At 68.9% G+C, this 17,725-nt stretch carries 14 protein-coding genes and 1 pseudogene; 8 read left to right on the forward strand and 7 right to left on the reverse strand.

Annotated elements, in window-relative coordinates; genetic code table 11:
- Positions 1-6: 6 nt before the first annotated feature.
- Positions 7-930 (reverse strand): AraC family transcriptional regulator, encoded by a 924-nt coding sequence (locus tag GQ56_RS0119340; RefSeq protein ID WP_031400184.1) that lies wholly within the window; start codon positions 928-930, stop codon positions 7-9.
- A gap of 180 nt (positions 931-1,110) precedes the next feature.
- On the opposite strand from GQ56_RS0119340, the gene GQ56_RS0119345 reads away from it, so the two are divergent.
- The 4 genes and pseudogenes from GQ56_RS0119345 to GQ56_RS41495 all read left to right on the forward strand — a co-directional run.
- Positions 1,111-1,572: a (2Fe-2S)-binding protein gene (locus GQ56_RS0119345; protein WP_031400185.1), complete on the forward strand. Its 462-nt coding sequence runs from the start codon at positions 1,111-1,113 to the stop codon at positions 1,570-1,572.
- A 2-nt stretch (positions 1,573-1,574) separates the two neighbouring features.
- Positions 1,575-3,785 carry a xanthine dehydrogenase family protein molybdopterin-binding subunit gene (locus GQ56_RS0119350; protein WP_031400186.1) on the forward strand — a complete coding sequence of 737 codons (2,211 nt, stop codon included), beginning with the start codon at positions 1,575-1,577 and terminating at the stop codon, positions 3,783-3,785.
- A gap of 498 nt (positions 3,786-4,283) precedes the next feature.
- Positions 4,284-4,682, forward strand: a complete 399-nt coding sequence (locus GQ56_RS0119355; protein WP_031400187.1) for a winged helix-turn-helix domain-containing protein — start codon at positions 4,284-4,286, stop codon at positions 4,680-4,682.
- A 497-nt stretch (positions 4,683-5,179) separates the two neighbouring features.
- A pseudogene (locus GQ56_RS41495) lies at positions 5,180-5,365 on the forward strand (lytic transglycosylase); the annotation flags it as partial.
- 19 nt (positions 5,366-5,384) lie between these two features.
- On the opposite strand, the gene asnB reads toward GQ56_RS41495, so the two are convergent.
- Positions 5,385-7,352: an asparagine synthase (glutamine-hydrolyzing) gene (asnB, locus tag GQ56_RS0119365; RefSeq protein WP_031400189.1), complete on the reverse strand. Its 1,968-nt coding sequence runs from the start codon at positions 7,350-7,352 to the stop codon at positions 5,385-5,387.
- 220 nt (positions 7,353-7,572) lie between these two features.
- Positions 7,573-8,406, reverse strand: coding sequence for a helix-turn-helix transcriptional regulator (locus GQ56_RS0119370; protein WP_031400190.1), 834 nt, complete (start codon positions 8,404-8,406; stop codon positions 7,573-7,575).
- Positions 8,407-8,700: 294 nt separating this feature from the next.
- Between GQ56_RS0119370 and GQ56_RS0119375 the strand changes: the two genes are divergently transcribed.
- Positions 8,701-9,606, forward strand: coding sequence for a helix-turn-helix transcriptional regulator (locus GQ56_RS0119375; protein WP_031400191.1), 906 nt, complete (start codon positions 8,701-8,703; stop codon positions 9,604-9,606).
- Positions 9,607-9,724: 118 nt separating this feature from the next.
- Here the strand turns inward: GQ56_RS0119375 and GQ56_RS0119380 are convergent, their stop codons facing one another.
- Positions 9,725-11,371 carry an NRAMP family divalent metal transporter gene (locus GQ56_RS0119380; RefSeq protein WP_031400192.1) on the reverse strand — a complete coding sequence of 549 codons (1,647 nt, stop codon included), beginning with the start codon at positions 11,369-11,371 and terminating at the stop codon, positions 9,725-9,727.
- Between the two features lie 119 nt (positions 11,372-11,490).
- Positions 11,491-11,628 (reverse strand): hypothetical protein, encoded by a 138-nt coding sequence (locus tag GQ56_RS46065; protein ID WP_162836105.1) that lies wholly within the window; start codon positions 11,626-11,628, stop codon positions 11,491-11,493.
- 1,070 nt (positions 11,629-12,698) lie between these two features.
- Between GQ56_RS46065 and GQ56_RS0119390 the strand changes: the two genes are divergently transcribed.
- Both GQ56_RS0119390 and GQ56_RS0119395 read left to right on the forward strand, forming a co-directional pair.
- Positions 12,699-12,968, forward strand: a complete 270-nt coding sequence (locus tag GQ56_RS0119390; protein ID WP_031400193.1) for a hypothetical protein — start codon at positions 12,699-12,701, stop codon at positions 12,966-12,968.
- 120 nt (positions 12,969-13,088) lie between these two features.
- Positions 13,089-14,573 (forward strand): carbohydrate porin, encoded by a 1,485-nt coding sequence (locus tag GQ56_RS0119395; RefSeq protein ID WP_031400194.1) that lies wholly within the window; start codon positions 13,089-13,091, stop codon positions 14,571-14,573.
- Between the two features lie 76 nt (positions 14,574-14,649).
- Here the strand turns inward: GQ56_RS0119395 and treA are convergent, their stop codons facing one another.
- Together treA and GQ56_RS0119405 are read right to left on the reverse strand one after the other, a co-directional pair.
- Entirely contained in the window at positions 14,650-16,380 is a 1,731-nt protein-coding gene (treA, locus tag GQ56_RS0119400) for an alpha,alpha-trehalase TreA (RefSeq protein WP_031400195.1), read from the reverse strand.
- A 135-nt stretch (positions 16,381-16,515) separates the two neighbouring features.
- The gene (locus tag GQ56_RS0119405; protein WP_031400196.1) at positions 16,516-17,145 is read right to left on the reverse strand and encodes a TetR/AcrR family transcriptional regulator; all 630 of its coding nucleotides are present in this window, start codon (positions 17,143-17,145) and stop codon (positions 16,516-16,518) included.
- Between the two features lie 78 nt (positions 17,146-17,223).
- On the opposite strand from GQ56_RS0119405, the gene GQ56_RS46235 reads away from it, so the two are divergent.
- Positions 17,224-17,655, forward strand: coding sequence for a darcynin family protein (locus GQ56_RS46235; protein ID WP_081894925.1), 432 nt, complete (start codon positions 17,224-17,226; stop codon positions 17,653-17,655).
- Positions 17,656-17,725 lie beyond the last annotated feature (70 nt).

Raw genomic sequence — 17,725 nt, forward strand, 5'->3', positions numbered from 1 at the left:
GCGCCGTCAGCCGAGCAGTTCCCGCTTGCGCAGTTGCACGACGTCGCGCATCGGCGGCGCGCCGAACAGCCGGCTGTACTCGCGGCTGAACTGCGACGCGCTTTCGTAGCCGACCACGGCGGCCACCGACCCGACGTCGCCGCCCTGCCGCAGCAGCAGCCGCCGCGCCTCGTGCAGCCGCAGCTGCTTCTGGTACTGCAGCGGGCTGAGCGTCGTCACGTGCTTGAAATGGTGGTGCAGCGACGACACGCTCATGTTGACGGCCTGCGCGAGCGAGTCGACGCGCATCGGCTCCGCGAAGTGATCGCGGATCCATTCGATCGCGCGCGCGATCCGGTGCGTCTGGCTGCCGGTGATCGCCATGTGCCGCAGCCGCGTCCCCTGCCCGCTCGTCATGAGCCGGTACAGCAGTTCCTTCTCGATCAGCGGCGCGACGACCGGGATGTCGACCGGCGTATCGAGCAGCCGCAGCAGCCGCAGCGCGGCGTCGAGCAGCGGCGGCGTCAGCTCGGCGAGCGCGATCCCCTCGCCTTCGGGGCCCGCCTCGGGCTCGGGCAGCCGCATTTCGGCCGCCAGCTCGACGATGCGCTGCGGATCGAGCGTCAGCGACAGGCACAGGTACGGCGCGTCGGGCGACGCGCGCGTCACGCGCGACAGGATCGGCAAGTCGATCGAGGTAATCAGGCAATTGTGCGTGTCGTATTCATAGGCCTGCCCGGCCACGATCACGCGCTTCGCGCCCTGCGCGGCGATCACGAGCGCCGCCCGCGACACCCCGCAGCCGAGATCGACCGGCCGGGCGTGCCGGTGCAGCATCAGGCCCGGCACGGCCGTCGAATGCGAGCCGTCCGCCGGCGCGAAACGGCCGATCAGCGACGCCAGCTCACGCCGCCCGGATTCGCGCGATGCCGCGATATCGGTCATGTCCATGACACATCCTCGATTGATTTCCCCATATCGCGGGAGCATAGCGAACCCGCCCGCGACGCAGCGGGGATTTGCAGGATTGTTCAAGAAATTTGCAGGATTGGGTAGACGCAAAGACCGGCCGCCCGCGCACACTGCCGCTAACCCGGCGCATGCCGGGTATTCCCCACGGAGACAACCAACATGCCTATCTCGTTTGTCCTGAACGGCAAGAACGTCACGCTCGACGCCGATCCGTCGATGCCCGTCCTCTGGGCGATTCGCGAACACGCGGGACTGACCGGCACGAAATTCGGCTGCGGCATGGCGCAGTGCGGCGCGTGCACCGTGCATCTCGAGGGCCAGGCCGTCCGCTCGTGCGTGCTGCCGCTCGCCGGCATCGCGGGCAAGCACGTCACGACGATCGAGGGCCTGCGGAGCAGGCCCGCACAGGCCGTGCAGGCCGCCTGGGTCAAGCTGCAGGTGCCGCAATGCGGCTACTGCCAGTCCGGCCAGATCATGTCGGCCACCGCGCTGCTCGAACAGAACCCGAAACCGACCGACGCGGACATCGATACCGCGATGAACGGCAACCTGTGCCGCTGTGCGACCTACGCCCGGATCCGGGCGGCGATCCACGACGCGGCCGCAACGCTGGGAGCCTGACCATGACGATCGAACTCGACGACACCGGGTCGGTGCATGCGTCGCGCCGCACGTTCCTGAAGGCCGCGGGCGCCACGGCCGCCGTCAGCCTGACGATCGGCTTCGAATGGGCCGGCCTCGGCCGCCGCGCGCTCGCCGCGAGCGCGCCCGCCGGCGATTTCGCGCCGAACGCGTTCCTGCGCGTGAGGCCCGACGGCGCCGTCACGGTCATCGCCAAGCACGTCGAACTGGGCCAGGGCGCGTATACGGGCATCGCGACGATCGTCGCCGAGGAGCTCGACGCCGACTGGTCGCGCGTGCGCGTCGAAAGCGCGCCGGCCGATGCGAAGCGCTACGCGAACCTCGCGTTCGGCACGATGCAGGGCACCGGCGGCAGCTCGGCCATGGCGAACTCGTGGCAGCAACTGCGCGAAGCGGGCGGCAAGGCCCGCGCGATGCTGGTATCGGCCGCGGCGGCCCGCTGGCAGGTGCCGGCCGGCGAACTGACGACGGCCGACGGCGTCGTCACCCACGCGAAAAGCGGCAGGACGGCCGCGTACGGCACGCTCGTCGCCGATGCGTCGAAGCTGCCGGTGCCCGAGCGGGTCGTGCTGAAGCAGCCGGCCGAGTTCCGGCTGATCGGGCACCGGGTTCCGCGCGTCGACGCGCCGGCGAAATCGAACGGCACCGCGCATTTCACGCTCGACGCCACCTTCCCCGACCTGCGCGTCGCATTGCTGCAGCGCCCGCCGCGCTTCGGCGCGACGGTGCAGTCGTTCGACGCGACGGCCGCCAAAGCCGTGCCGGGCGTCGTGTCGGTCGTCCAGGTGCCGGGCGGCGTCGCGGTCGTCGCGACGGGCTTCTGGGCCGCGAAGCAAGGTCGCGACGCGCTGAAGATCGAATGGGACGAGACACACGCCGAAAAACGCGGCTCGGACGAGATCATGCGCGAATACCGGCAGCTCGCCGACCAGCCTGGCGCGTCGGCGCGCAGGGACGGCGACGCCGATGCGGCGATCGCCGGCGCGGCGCGCAAGATCGGCGCGACCTACGAATTTCCGTATCTCGCGCACGCGCCGATGGAGCCGCTCGACGCCGTCGTCATGCTGACGGCCGACCGTTGCGAGATCTGGGCCGGCGACCAGTTCCAGACGGTCGACCAGGCCAACGCGGCCCGGATCGCGGGGCTGAAGCCCGAGCAGGTGCAGATTCACACGCTGTATGCGGGCGGCAGCTTCGGCCGGCGTGCGAACGCGTGGTCGGACTACGTGGTCGAGGCCGTGTCGATCGCGAAGGCGCTCGGCGCGGACGGCCGGCCCGTCAAGCTGCAGTGGACGCGCGAGGACGACATCCAGGGCGGCTTCTACCGGCCGATGTACTTCCACAAGCTCGACGCGGGGCTGACCGCCGACGGCCGGCTGGTTGGCTGGCGCCACCGGATCGTCGGCCAGTCGATCCTCGCGGGCACGCCGTTCGAGGCGTTCATGGTCAGGAACGGCATCGACGCGACGTCGGTCGAGGGCGCGGCGAACCTGCCGTACGCGGTGCCGAACGTGTCGGTCGAACTCGCGACCGTGAAGACGGGCGTGCCCGTGCTGTGGTGGCGCGTGGTCGGCAGTTCGCACACGGCGTATGCGGTCGAGGCGTTCATCGACGAAGCCGCCCATGCGGCAGGCAAGGATCCGTATGCGTTCCGCCGCGACCTGCTCGCGAAGGAGCCGCGCATGCGCGCGGTGCTCGACCTGGCTGCGCAGAAGGCCGGCTGGGACCCGGCCACGCCGCTGCCGAAGGGCCGCGGGCGCGGCATCGCGGTGGCCGAGGCGTTCAAGAGCTATGTGGCGCAGGTGGCCGAGGTGTCGGTCGACGCGGACGGGAAGGTGAAGGTCGAACGCGTGGTGTGCGCGGTCGACTGCGGGATCGCGATCAATCCCGACATCGTCGCCGCCCAGATGGAGGGCGGCATCGGCTTCGGGCTCGGCGCGGCGATGCATAGCGCGATCACGCTGAAGGACGGCCGCGTCGAGCAGCGCAACTTCGACGGCTACCACGTGCTGCGGATGGCGGAGATGCCGCGGGTCGAGGTGCATATCGTGCCGTCGGCCGAAGCGCCGACCGGGGTCGGCGAACCGGGCGTCGCGCCGGTCGGGCCGGCGGTCGCGAACGCGATCTTCGCGGCGACGGGCAAGCGGCATTACGTGCTGCCGTTCGATTCGGCGGACGACGCGAAGGCCTGACGGGCTCGCCGGCCGCGGAACGGGGACGTCCCGCGGCCGGCGCTTCCCGATACGGCGGGAAAGGCCCGACGTCGCGTCGTGTTGCACGCGACGATATCCGCCGAATCACCCGATGCGGCGCCCGCCTCTATCCCGGCGGGCGTCGCATGCCGGCCTTCGGGCTTCATGCGGGATTCTCGACGCCGGGTTGAATCCGCCCGCCGCGCCACGCGCCTGTTATCCGCGTCACGGCGCGCCTCCCCCGCACGTTACGCCGGACGTAACGCCCGTAACGTCGCCGGCCGGATGCTACGTAACAATCCTTCAATGATGTTCCGACCCCTTCAGTTTTCGTCCCGTGCCGCCCGTTGAAGATTCGTTTAAATACAAGGCCGCAGCACCGCCCGTGCCCGTATCGCGCCGTGTCGCCCGGCGTCGCGACCTGGCGATTCTCCCCCTGGCCCGAAAGTTGCAGCACATGACTCGCAAACACTCCTTTACGGACATGCGAGGGCCACCATGGATTGCAAATACCTTTACATCGACAATATAAAAATCAACTTCGTGCGACGCACGATCGAAATCGACAACAAAGTCGTCGAAGTCACGCCGCGCGAATTCGACGTCGTCGAATTCCTGCTCGACAACATGAACAAGATCGTGCCGCGGCAGGCGATCCAGGAAGCCGTGTGGGGCCGTGAACTCGGCGTGTCGTCGCGCACGCTCGACACCCATATTTCGCGTATCCGTTCGAAGCTGCAGCTCGATCACGACAAGAACCTGCGGATCATCCCGATCTACGCGGTCGGCTATCGTCTTGTGCTGTTCGGTGCGGCGATGACGCACGTCGAGCGCCACGAAGCCGCGCCGGTCATGCGCGCCGCGCCGCAAGCCGCGATGGCGGCCGACTACGCGTGACGGCTGAACCGCGCGCCGCGCGTTCGCGGCGCGGCGGCAACGCTCCCCCCACGCTGCTGCGCGAATCCGCAGCAGTTCGCGGCCTGCCAGCCGGATCCGGCCTGCACTCCGTCCGACCCGCCAGCCAGTCGCGCCCCGACCGCCGCCTCCGGGCGGCGGTCGCATTTGGCCGCCCGCTGCCGCGCCCGCCCTTCCGCCCCGCTTCGTAGTCCCGGCGCACGCCGCCGCCGGGCACGGCGCGCGGCTACGGAGGGCCGCCCCGCGCGCGGCCCTCGCCGTCCGTACAATCGACGCAGGCGCCGCACGCGCGCCGCGCCACCGGACCCGGAACATCCCGAATGACCCTGAGCCTGCGCGGTTCGCGAACCGCCGTCGCCTGCCTGTACGCACTGGCCGCGCTCGCATGCGCCGCCCCTTCCGTCGCGCACGCGACGCAGGACGCCGCGCCTCGGATCGCGTCGACGGCGCCGGACCAGCCGGACGGCAACCCCGCCGCGCCGCCCGCACGCCAGCGACGCATGGACGCCGTCGCGACAACGCCGCCCGAGCGCGCGCGCCGGCCAGCGTTGCCGGCGGCCTCCGCCGATCCGCCTTCGTGCCATGCGCGGCCCGTCATGACGATGTGTCGCGGCGTGCGCCCGGCCGATGCGAAGCGGCGCTGCATGCGCTGCCTCGATCAGTGACGACGCGCGGCGCGCCGCGTCATGCGGCGCGCTGCGTCTCCAGCCACGCCTGGAACATCAGCACCGTCCACAACGGGTGCTGCCAGTTCATCCGGCCGGCCTGGTGCTGCCGCCACAGGCGCTCGACCGCGCCCGCATCGAAGAACCCTTCCTCGCGCAGCCGCGACGGCCGCAGCAACGTCTCGGCCCAGTCGCGCAGCGCGCCGCGCAGCCAGTGATCGACGGGCGCGCAGAAGCCCTGCTTCGGCCGGTCGATCAGCGCGGACGGCACGTAGCGGTCGAGCAGCCGGCGCAGCAGCGCCTTCGACTGGCCTTCGGGCAAACGCACCTTCGCCGGCACGCGCCACGCGAACTCGACGACGTGATGGTCGAGGAACGGCATGCGCGTTTCGAGGCTGACCGCCATCGCCGCGCGATCGACTTTCGCGAGAATGTCGGTCGGCAGGTACGTGAGCGTGTCGATCGCCATCGCCTGTTCCGCAAAGCTCAGATGAGCGGGCCACGCGGCCGCGGTGTCGAGCGGCGTCGGCGGCTCCTGCCCCGACAGCGCGAGGCGCTCGGGGTGATGCACCGACGACATCAGCAGCCGGTACAGCCCGATGCGGCTCTCGGCCGTCATCACGTGGCCGAGCTTGTGCAGGCGATCGCCGATGCGCGCCGCCGACTCGCGCGCCTCCACGCCGCCCCACGCCCCCTGCGCGACGGCCGCGAGCTGGTCCGCATGATCGGGCCGCAACGCGTGCAGCGCGGCGGCGATTCGCGCGCGCACGGCCGCCGGCACGCGATGCAGCTTGCGCCACAGGCGCGGCGTGAGGAAGTAGCGCGTATAGCCGCCGAACAGCTCGTCGCCGCCGTCGCCGGACAGGCTCACCTTCACGTGCCGGCGCGTCAGTTCCGACACGAGAAAGGTCGGGATCTGCGACGCATCGGAAAACGGCTCGTCGTAGATCGACGGCAGCTTCGGCACGACGCCGAGCGCATGGTCGGCCGTGACGTAGAGCTCGGTATGGCGCGTGCCGAGATGGCGTGCGACGGCCTTCGCGTAACCGGCTTCGTCGTAGCCGGCTTCATGGAAACCGATCGTGAACGTGTCGACCGGCGCCGCCGATTGCGCCTGCATCAGCGCGACGATCGCCGACGAATCGACCCCGCCCGACAGGAACGCGCCGAGCGGCACGTCGGCCGCCATCTGCCGCGCGACGGCCCGGCGCAGGATCGTGTCGAGCTGGCCGGCGGCCTCGTCGGCGCTGCCTTCGAACGGCTGCGCGCGACCGTCCGCGATCGCCTGTTCGAGCGTCCAGTACGCCCGCATGCGCGGCGTGTCGCGCGCATGCTCGAACTGGACATACGTGCCGGGCGGCAGCTTGCGGATGCCGCGATAGATCGTATAAGGCGCGGGCACGCTCGACTGGCGCAGGTACAGGCACAGCGCGTCGCGATCGATTGCGCCGCCGAAGCCCGGAAAGCCGCGCAGCGCCTTCAGCTCGGACGCGAACACGAGCGCATCGCCGATCCGGCCGTAATAGAGCGGCTTCTCGCCGATCCGGTCGCGCGCGAGCGTGAGCACCCGCGACGCGCGATTCCACAGCGCGAACGCGAACATGCCGGTCGCGCGCCGCAGCGCCGCGTCGACGCCCCACGCGACGATCGCCGCGATCAGCACCTCGCTGTCGGAATGGCCGCGCCATGCCGGCGCGCGCCCGGCGCGCTCGAGTTCCGCGCGCAGTTCGCGATGGTTGTAGATTTCGCCGTTGAAGACCATGACGTAGCGCCCGCACGCGGAGGCCATCGGCTGTCGGCCCTGCACCGACAGGTCGACGATCGCGAGCCGCCGGTGGCCGAGCGCGATGCCGGCCGCCGGGTCGACCCAGATGCCCTGCCCGTCCGGCCCGCGATGCGCGAGGCTCGCCGTCATGCGCGCGAGCGTGCCGCGCGCTGTCTCCTCATCGAAGGCGACGCTATTCAAAAAGCCGTCGATTCCGCACATTGATGTGTTCGCCCCTGTTGACTGTTCCGTCACGCGGGGCGCAACCTCGCGGCCGGCCGTCCGGCGTGACGGTCGAGCCATGTTACGAAGAAATAAATCAGCAATAATTCACGGGTGAATGCGGGCGCGCACTAAAAAACACCGCGCCGCGTCGCGTGCACAGCCCGCGGCAACGCGCCGGCAACCGCCTCGCGGAGCGGCGGGCAGGCGCGGGAACGCGTCAGGACGGCAACCGGCGCGCCGCCAGATACGCGAGCTGCGCGCGGTTCTGCACGTTGAAGAGTTTTTCGAGCGAACGGATGTGGTGGCCGACCTTGTGCAGCGACGTGCGCAGCGCACTCGCGATCTCCTGGTCGGACAGCCCGCGCACGAGACGGTCGAGCACCTGCTGCTGCTCGTCGCCGAGCGCGAAGCCGCGCATGCGCGCGATCCGCGCCTCGAGAAACGGCAGCGCGACGCGATGCACCGCCAGGCTGACCGACAGCGCGCCGCCGATCACGCGATCGTCGATCCATTCGGTGCCGTGCGTCTCCGACGTCACGTTCACCGCGACGCGCAGGTCGAAGCGCGGCGCCGACAGGCCGAAAAGTACGCCGCTGTACATCGCGTGCGCGCGCAGGTGGCCGGCGAGCGCCAGCAGCTTGCGGTCGCCGTTGCCCTGCGCGGCCGACTCGATCTCGTCGAGCCGCCACGCGACCGGAAAGCCGCTCTGCCGAACCTGTGCAAAGCGCGGATCGCTCTCGTACAGCATGCCCTCGATGAACGGCTGCATGAACGTCGCGGGCGCGAGGTCGCGCAGCAGATGCGCGCGCAGGATGCGCCGCCCGATCATTTCATGGGCGCCGTAGCCGAGCGTACTGAATCCGATTTGCCGCAATCGCGCATGGCATTGCGCGAAATCGACCGGTTCAAGGTCGCTTTTACCGGGCGTTATCTGGATACCGGTAAAAAAGTCGCGCTCGCTTGCGTGAGAGTCGCTCGAATGAGCGGCCGCCGCCGCGATGTCGGCTTGTGAAAACCATTCGACGCGTGGCGCGTCGTCAGCATGAGTCATGTGGAGCCCGCCCCTTCCCAATATGTGAACTGCGCCCCGCCACGATCTGGTCTTTTCTTTATGGTTTTTCCGGTCGTCGTTATGTGTGTGCGAATGGAAATCTTTCGAAAATCCTTCACCGACCTTAGTATTACGGCATATTACGCGGACACCGGCATTTTTGTACAATGCCCCCGCGTTTCGTCAGGGATGACGATCGGCGCAGAACACAACGATGCGCGATCGCACCGCCGCGAATGCCGTACACGATATGGCCGCCGCCAGGCGATGCGCGTCGATTCCGAGGGATGGCTCATGTCCGATATTGCAGTGCATGAAGAAGCGGTCGCCTCAACCTTTCCCCGTACGCCGCCCGGGCCTGACGCCGGCGCGGACGTGCTGCGCGAGCGTCCCGTACAGGTCGTGTGGTGCGACGACGTGCAGCGCGGCCACGACGTGCAGCCGCACGCGCCGAGGCTCGGCGTCGCCGATACGCTCGCGCATGCGCAGAGCACGGCCGAACGCAGCCGGATCGTCGCGAGCCTGCTGCACCTGACGGGCTTCGCGACGTTCGCGTACTTCGCGCTCGAATTCGCGCACGACCGGATCGAGCGTCTCTACCTGCACGAAGCGTTCACGCCGGCCACCTATCGCGGCGACTACGTGCGGCACCGCCATCACGACGTCGATCCGCGCACCCTCGGCGCGCGCGTGTGCAACATGCCGGTCGTCTGGGATCTGCAGCAGCTGCGCCGCGAACACCGCGAGCGCGGCGACGGCCCGCGTGCGACGCCGGCCGCGCTCGACGGCTTCCTGCAGACGATGCAGGACGACGGGATGTGCAGCGGCATCATGTATTCGATGGCCGTGCCCGGCACGCGGCTGCATGCGTTCATGAGCTTCACCGCGCCGCGCCGCACGCGCGAATGGATCACGCCGGCGACGATCGAGCAGGCGCTGTCGATCGGGCTGTCGGTGCACAAGTTCGCGTCGCCGCAACTGATCGCGACGTCGCGCGAGCGCGCGGTGAACGGGCTCACGCCGTTCGAGCAGGAACTGCTGCTCGGCATCGCCGAAGGCGCTTCCGACAAGGAGATCGGCCGGCGCCTCGACACCAGCGCGCACAACGTCGACTACCATCTGCGCAAGCTGCGCAAGCGCTTCGGCGTCGCGAACCGGATCCAGCTCACGTACCTGACGTCGAAGCTCGAACTGATCTGAGCGTCGCGCGGCGCTTGCGCCGAGCACATCCGTAAACGCACATGCCGGCCTCGCGGGCCGGCATGGGCGGGTTGCGGCGCGGTGCCGGGTCCGGCGCCGCTTCCAGGAAAACCTTGCGTTACTTCAGCAGCGTCATCTGCACGACCTTGACGATCACGAGACCGACCGCGATCACGAGATAGCCGCGCAGCACGGTCATCCACACGCGCGTCGTCAGCGTCATCTTCTGCGGCTCGAGCGTGTCGAGCGGCGGCATGCGCCACGTGTCGCGCAGCGAACGGTCGACGCCCGGTTCGACGACGCGCTTGTGGCGACGGATCAGCACGGTCGCGAGATAACCGACGATCGCGAACACGCTGCCGCCCACCAGCACGTCGAGGATGGCCTCGCCGCTGATGTCCGGATACATCACCGATGCGGTCAGGATGATCGACAGCATCACCAGCACCCAGATCACCGCGCCCGTGAACACGTTGAGCTTCGTCGAGTTGATCCACGGCCCGAGCACCTGCTTGTCGTTGCAGAGCAGCAGCAGGAACACGGTCGCGCTCGGCAGCAGCACGCCCGCGAGCGTCTGCACGGCTTCCGTCAGCAGGCCCAGCGGGCTGCCCGGGATCAGCACCAGCGCCGCGGCGGCCGCGACGATGCCGAAGTACACGAGATAGAAACCCTTCGCGTCGGACACGTTGCGATGCAGCGAGTGACGGATCTTGAACACGTCGCCGATCGCATACGCGGTCGACAGCGACACGGCGGCCGCACCGATGATGCACGCGTCGAGCAGCGCCACCGCGAACAGCGTCGCGCTCGTGCGGCCCGCATACTTCTCGAGGCCCGCGATCACGCCGCCGGCGTCGGTGAAGTTGCCGAATTCCGGGTGGCCGGCGAACAGCTGGGCCGAGAACGCGATCATCGCGACCGCCCCCACCAGCACGAAGGCGATGCCGATCCACAGGTCGGCCTTCTCATACTTCATGAAGCGCGGCGTAATGCGCTTGTCGATCACGTAGCTCTGCTGGAAGAACAGCTGCCACGGCGCGACGGTCGTGCCGACGATGCCGATCACGAGCAGCATCACGTCCGACAGCTTCGCGTGCGCCGGCCAGTTCGGCACGAAGAAGTCGCGCGTCATCTGGGCGACGGGCGGATGGATCGACACGAGCACCGGCACGAGCAGCAGGCTCAGCAGGCACAGCACGATCGCGAACCGCTCGAAGCGCCTGAAATCCCCGGTACTGACCGCGGCCATGGTCAACGCCGCGGCCACGCACACGCCGGCCACCTTCGGCAGCCCGAAGAAATCCAGCACGAACGTGATGCCGATGAACTCGGTGACGATGGTGAGCGCATTGAGCAGGAACAGGTCGATCACGCTGAACGCGCCCCAGAACTTGCCGAAGCGCTCGAAGATCAGGCGGGCATGGCCGACGCCCGTGACCGCGCCGAGGCGCAGCACCATTTCCTGGTTCACGTACAGCACCGGCACGAGCAGCAGCAGCGTCCACAGCAGCGTCGTGCCGTAGTTCTGGCCGGCCTGCGTATAGGTGCCGAATGCGCCGGCGTCGTTGTCGCCGACCATGACGATGAGGCCCGGGCCGAGGATCGCGAGCAGCGTGCGCAGACGCGCCCACCACGTGCCGCGCGCCCCCGTGTCGTGACGCGCGATCGTGCCGAGCGCACCGCGGATGTCGCCCAGGTGGGCTTCGTCGAGCACGGCGCTGCGTTCGACGGCGATCGGTGGAGAAACGTTGGATGGTGTGGACATGATTTATTCCGTACGGCTAAGGGTTATCTGATGAGCGCCTGACCTTGGAATGCACGCGGGGCGGCCGCCCGACGGCGGCCACGCGTGCGCATGCCGAGGCGCGCTCGGCGCTTCTCGTTTCAGTGGATCAACGATTTCAGCTGGTTCATCAGGCGGGTGAACACCCGCGGACGTGCATCGAGCGTCAGCATCGCGTCGTAGTGGTTGCGCGATTCAGCGACGTGCGGGAGATTCGACAGCAGAAGGCCGAAGTTCATGATCTGGCTCCGTGCGGCGACGGCAGGCGTGCCGGCCGCGTGGTGGGTGCGGGGCCAGTCCGGGGCCTGAACGACGTGTCAGGCTAGTCGGCCGGATTGTCCCTGCGACCCGGGTTCAAAAGGGTCTGTGCGTGCGATGGGCATAAGGGACAACTGTCACTGTCGTTCATGGCGGCTCCTATGCGGTGTTCGGGAGAACACGGTTGACCGCCGTCAGGCCTGCGGGCCGGCATTCGCGATGCCTGAACAAGGCGTGCGCGAACGCGGCCGCCTGCCAGGCGGCGGTGGAACCGGACAGCGCATGCGCAAAGGCATCACGCTAACCGGCGCGAATCAGGGTGCACGTAGGAAGTGACTGCGGAATACTGCTGCGCGCACCGTTTGCCTGGGAGACAAACGGCGGCTCGATGAGGCGCGGACGTCGGTCGCTCAGGCGGAAATTTCGTTCGAAGATCGACTACTGCAGGCGTCCAAGGCGGCGGCCCCAAAAGTGAAGATGGCGGATTCTATGGACGCCCCGAAAGTGAAGTCAACCCCTCGAAACCCCATTTCTCGAAATAAATTTCGCGTTTCACGACACTGAAAGATTTGCCCTTGAAACGGCGCGCCGCAACCTTTCAGTGCGCTGCTGCGGCGGCATCGCCGCCTGCGCCGGCGCAACGGTTCGGCCCCTCCCGCCGCCGCATTTCCTGCCGGCCCCGCGCCGGCAAGGGCCGCCGGGGCGCTCGCACGACGCGCATCGTTTTTTATGCGTTTTTTACTTGCGCTGCAGCAAATTACGCGAATACAATCCGCCGCAATTCATCACAGGAGTCCCTCCGTGGACACATGCTCTAGTTGCAGTTCGATGCCGGTTCAGGCCGGCCAAGCCATCGCGAGATAGCAGCCAGACGCATGTCTTTCGCCGCTAGCTCGCATTCGTCGGGTTAGCGCGCTTCCTTCCGGACCGGCCATCGCCGGTTCGTCCGTCGCACGCTCCACTACGTTCCACCCTCCGATCGCAGGCCGCATCGTGCGTCCGCGCTCGATCACGTCGTCCGGCATCCGCCGGACCGGACGGAGGCAGCGTCATGTTTCTTCAATCGTTCGCGGTCAGACTCAAGCGCATCGTGCACGTCGCATGCGACCGCTCGTTCGTTTCAGGCCTCTCGCCGCTCGCCCATGCGCTCAGCAACTGGCGCGGCGCGACACTCGCCCACGTGCCGGCCGCGCCCCGCCCGCTCGACTGCCTGCTGGTCGCCGCGATGGCGGCCGCGGTCGCGCTCGTCGCGCTACTCTGCTCGGCCGCGCCGCGCCTCGGCTTCGCGCAGGTGTGGCGCATCGGCGGCTGGCTGCCGTAAGCCTCCCTCTCGCGCGGCGGCGCCACGCGCCAGGCGCCGCCGCGCGATCCCCCCGCCGTACCGTCCGTCCCACGTTTCTGTTTCGTTAGCTTAACTAAATAAACCACCCACGGAACCCACATGAAGAACTACCTCGAACCCGTCCCGCGCAAGCTCCGCCTCGATGCACTCGCGACGGTCCTGCTGTCGCTCGCCGCCGCGCCCGCGTTCGCCCAGTCGTCGTCGGCCGCAACCGCGCCGGCGGCCGGCGCGAACGACGCCGCCGCGCCCGCACAACAGGCCGCCGATGCTGCCGCGCCCGCCCCCACCGGCTTCTGGGAGCGCTCGAATCTGCTCGGCAACATGGGCGGCCTGCGCGACGTGCTGGGCGATCACGGCATCACGCTGAGCCTGCAGGAAACCAGCGAGTACCTGTACAACACGTCGGGCGGCACGCATCGCGGCGGCGCCTACCAGGGGCTCACGCAGTTCGGCTTCAACGTCGACACGGGCAAGGCGGTCGGCCTGCCGGGCGGCACGTTCAACGTGTCGGGGCTGCAGATTCACGGCACCAACCTCACGCAGCGCAATCTGCAGACGCTGCAGACCGCCACCGGCATCGAGGCGAATTCGACCACGCGCCTGTGGGAACTCTGGTACCAGCAGTCGCTGCTCGACGGCAAGGTCGACGTGAAGGTCGGCCAGCAGAGCGTCGACCAGGAATTCATGGTGAGCCAGAACGCGGCGACGTTCATGAACGCCACATTCGGCTGGCCGGTGCTGCCGTCGACCGACCTGCCGGCCGGCGGCCCCGCGTATCCGCTGTCGTCGCTCGGCGTTCGGCTGCGGGTCAAGCCGGCCGACGCGTGGACCGCGCTGGTCGGCGTGTTCGACGGCAACCCGGCCGGCCGCACCGACGGCGACGCGCAGGCGCTGAACGCGCACGGCACCAACTTCAACCTGCGCAGCGGCGCATTCGTGATCGGCGAAGTGCAGTACGCGCTGAACGCGCCGCCCGCCGATCCGAAGGCGCCGCAGCCGGCCGGCCTGCCGGGCACCTACAAGCTCGGCTTCTGGTATCAGTCGCAGAACACGAACGATCCGCGTTACGGCACCGACGGCCTGTCGCTCGCGAATCCGGCGAGCAACGGCATTCCGGCGACGCATCGCGGCAACTACAGTTTCTATGCGGTCGCGGATCAGATGGTGTGGCGGCCGTCGGCCGACAGCCCGCGCTCGGTCGGCGTGTTCGCGCGCGTGATGGGCGCGCCGGGCGATCGCAATACCGTCGATTTCGCGGCCAATGCCGGCGTGACACTGAAAGCGCCGTTCGCCGGACGCGACAACGACGTCGCGGGCCTCGCGGTCGGCTACGCGAAGATCGGCTCGCATGCCCGCGGCCTCGACGGCGATACCGGCGTCTACACGACGCCCGGCTATCCGGTGCGCCGCGCGGAGACGGTCGTCGAGGCGACCTACCAGTACCAGGTCACGCCGTGGTGGCAACTGCAGGCCGACCTGCAGCACTTCTTCCGTCCGGGCGGCGGCATCCCGAACCCGAACGCGGCCGGCGCGCGCATCGGCGACGAAACGGTGGTCGGCGTGCGCACGACGATCACGTTCTGACGCAAGCCGCGAGCACGCACGGGCCGCACGGCCCGTGCGTACTCGCGCGGCGCCGGCGCACGGCCGGCGTCGCGCGTCACTCGCCGTCGCGTTCGAGCAGTTTCAGCGTGACGCCGTTGGTCCAGCCGAAGCCGTCCTGCAGCGGATATTCGCCGCCCCCGCCGCCGCCCTTGCCGGCGCCCTCGACCACGTACTTCTCGACGAGCTTGCCTTCGGTTGCGTACACATGCTGCACGCCGGCCAGGAAGCGCGTGCCGATCTCTTTCGCGAGCGCCGGTTCGCCGTAACGGCGCAGCCCTTCGATCGCGATCCATTGCAGCGGCGCCCAGCCGTTCGGCGCATCCCATTGCTGCCCGGTGTTCGCGGTCGTCGTCGCGAGGCCGCCCGGCCGCAGCAGCGTCCCGCGCACCGCGCGCGCGGTCGCCTTCGCGCGCGCCGGCCACGCGACGCCCGCGAACAGCGGATACAGCGCGGCCGCCGTCATGCCGTCGCGCGGCTTGCGCAACGTCCAGTCGTAGTCGCCGTAGTAGCCGCCGCGGTTCCACAGATAGCGGTTGATCGCGGCCGCACGCCGCGCCGCGCGCCCCGAAAAATCGGTCACGCATGCCGCGTCACGCGCGATCGCGCAGCCCTTCGCGATCGTCGTCTCGAGATGGAACATCAGGCTGTTCAGGTCGACCGGCACGATCGACGTCGTGCGGATCGTCGCGAGCGTCCTGCCGTCGCCGAACCAGCGCGAGCTGTAGTCCCAGCCGCTCTCCGCGCCCGCGCGCAGGTCGCGGTATACGTCGCTCGCCGCGCGCCCCGGCGCCGACTGCGCGGTCGTCACGTCCTCGAGATACGACTCGTCGCGCGGCGTGTCGCTCGCATCCCAGTAGCGGTTCAGGATCGCGCCGTCGGGCATCGCGACCACGTGACGCGCGGCCTGCCCGCGCGGCGTCGTGGTTTCGCCCTGCATCCAGTACGCGTGTTCCTTGCGCAGCGCCGGCAGGTAGGTCCGGTAGACGCCGTCGCCTTCGGCCTGCGCGGCGAGCGCGACCATGTACGCGAAGAACGGCGGCTGCGAGCGGCTCGCATAGTACGTGCGGTTGCCGTTCGGGATGTGCCCGATCGTGTCGATCAGGTGGGCGAAGTTGTCGAGCATGTCGTCGACGAGATCCTCGCGCCCCGCCACTTGCAGCCCGAGCATCGTGAAATAGGTATCCCAGTAGTAGCCTTCGCGGAAGCGGCCGCCCGGCACGACGTACGGTTTCGGCAACGGAATCAGCGAATCGAAGGGCGGCACCGTCGCGCTCGTGCGCGTGAGCCGCGGCCACAGCCAGTCGATGTGCTCGCGCAGCGTCTGGTTCGGCGGCGGCGTCACGCCGCCTTCCGGGGGCGGCGTGAAATGCCGGCCGACGAACGTCTTCAGCGAGAAGCCCGGCTGCGATGCCTGTTGCCGATACAACCGGACGAGCGTCGCCGGATCGGTATCGGGCGTCGCGTCGACGAAGGTCTTCTGGTCGGGATTGATCCGCGCGGCCTGTACCGCGACGAACAGGTCGCCGTAGAGCCGGCTCGGCGGCGGCGGCAGCGCGCCCGACGCCGGGGCGGCGGGTGCCAACGCGGCCGTCGCGGCGGCCGCCTGAACAGCCGGCCGGCCCGCCGCCTGACGGACATCATCGGCCCGCGCGGCGCAGCCGGCCAGCGCGAGCCAAGCGACGGCCAGCGCAGCGGCCCGGCGCACACTTGGCGCGAGCCGCGCGGGACGAATCGGGAAGCGAGCCGGAAAGCACGATGCGATCGATGCGGCACGACGTGACGTCATGACGTGTCCCCTCCTTTCGACGACGAGTGGATGGCACGAGGTCCCGTTCGCGCGCGCGTTCGTCTCGATGGCCCTCGATCGATACGCGTCATGTCATGGTGCAAGTGGCTCCGACTGTCGCACGAAATCCGCGCATCAGGCAAGTTTCGGCGCGCGCGACTCGCGCAGATAACCGCGCACGGCCCGCCATGTGCGCGCCTCGAGCGCATCGCCATCGGTCTCGCCGCGCGCGCCCGCCGCGTCGACCATCCCTTTCACGATCGCGAGCAGGTCGTGCGCGACGATGTCGGGCGCGACGACGCGCGGTGCATCGTGCAGCGCGAGCACATGCCGCAGCGTCGCGTGAATGCGATCGGTGACGCGCGCGGTGCGCGCGCCGAGCGGCAGCCGCGCTTCTTCGAAGTCGATCAGCCGCGCGAGCACCGGCCGGCGCATCTGGTGCGCGACGGCCGCGCGCACCAGTGCACGCAGCGCGTCGCCGCACGACGACAGCGCGGCCGCATGCCCGACGTCGTCGAGCAGGTGCGCGCTCTCGCGCTCGACGAGCGCAACCGTCAACGCATCGCGATTCGGGAAGTATTGATAGAGCGAGCCGATGCTCACGCCGGCCAGCGCCGCGACCGCGTTCGTCGTGTAACCGTCGAAGCCGTCGCGCTCCAGAATGCGGGCCGCCGCCTCGACGATCGCGTCGACGGTAGCCGCCGAGCGGCGCTGGCGCGGCGCCTTGCGGGGGGAAAGCGGAATTCGCGAAGACGATTCGGTCATGGCGGGAATGCCGGCCTCAAACATGAGCAAACGCTCATATTCTAGAAACGCCTCTCCACACCGTCAAAAGAAATCCACGTGACTCGACAAGCTTCGCCCCCTGCTCACCGTTTCATGCGCGTGGACATGCGCCCCGAATGGCTCGGCCTCCCCGTGCCGGAGCGCTTCCGGCAACTGCGCGAACACGTCGAGCCGATCCTCAAGACGCATGGCGAGTGCGTGTCGCTGCGCTTCCGCGACACCAGGTTCTACTCGGCGTGCCTGACCGACCTCTGGGTCCGGGATGAGCAGGATCACCACACGTCCGAACGCGTGGTCGAGACACTGCGCGAGACGCCGTTCCGGGATCGCTACGTCGACATCGCCGAGATCCTGCCGGACGTCGAGGAGAGGACGCCCGCGCGCGCAACGACGGCCTGGCCGCGCTGTCCGCCGACCAGGCCCACTCGGCATGCAGACGCGGTTCATGAGCTGCGACCGAGCAGTCGTTCCTTTCACGCCGCCGCTTGAAAGGACGACTGTTGCAACATGCGGAACAACTGTTGTCACGCGTGACGCAACGGTCACATTGTGGGCATAA

This window comes from Burkholderia paludis, assembly GCF_000732615.1.
In the GTDB taxonomy this organism is placed as follows: Bacteria; Pseudomonadota; Gammaproteobacteria; order Burkholderiales; family Burkholderiaceae; genus Burkholderia; species Burkholderia paludis.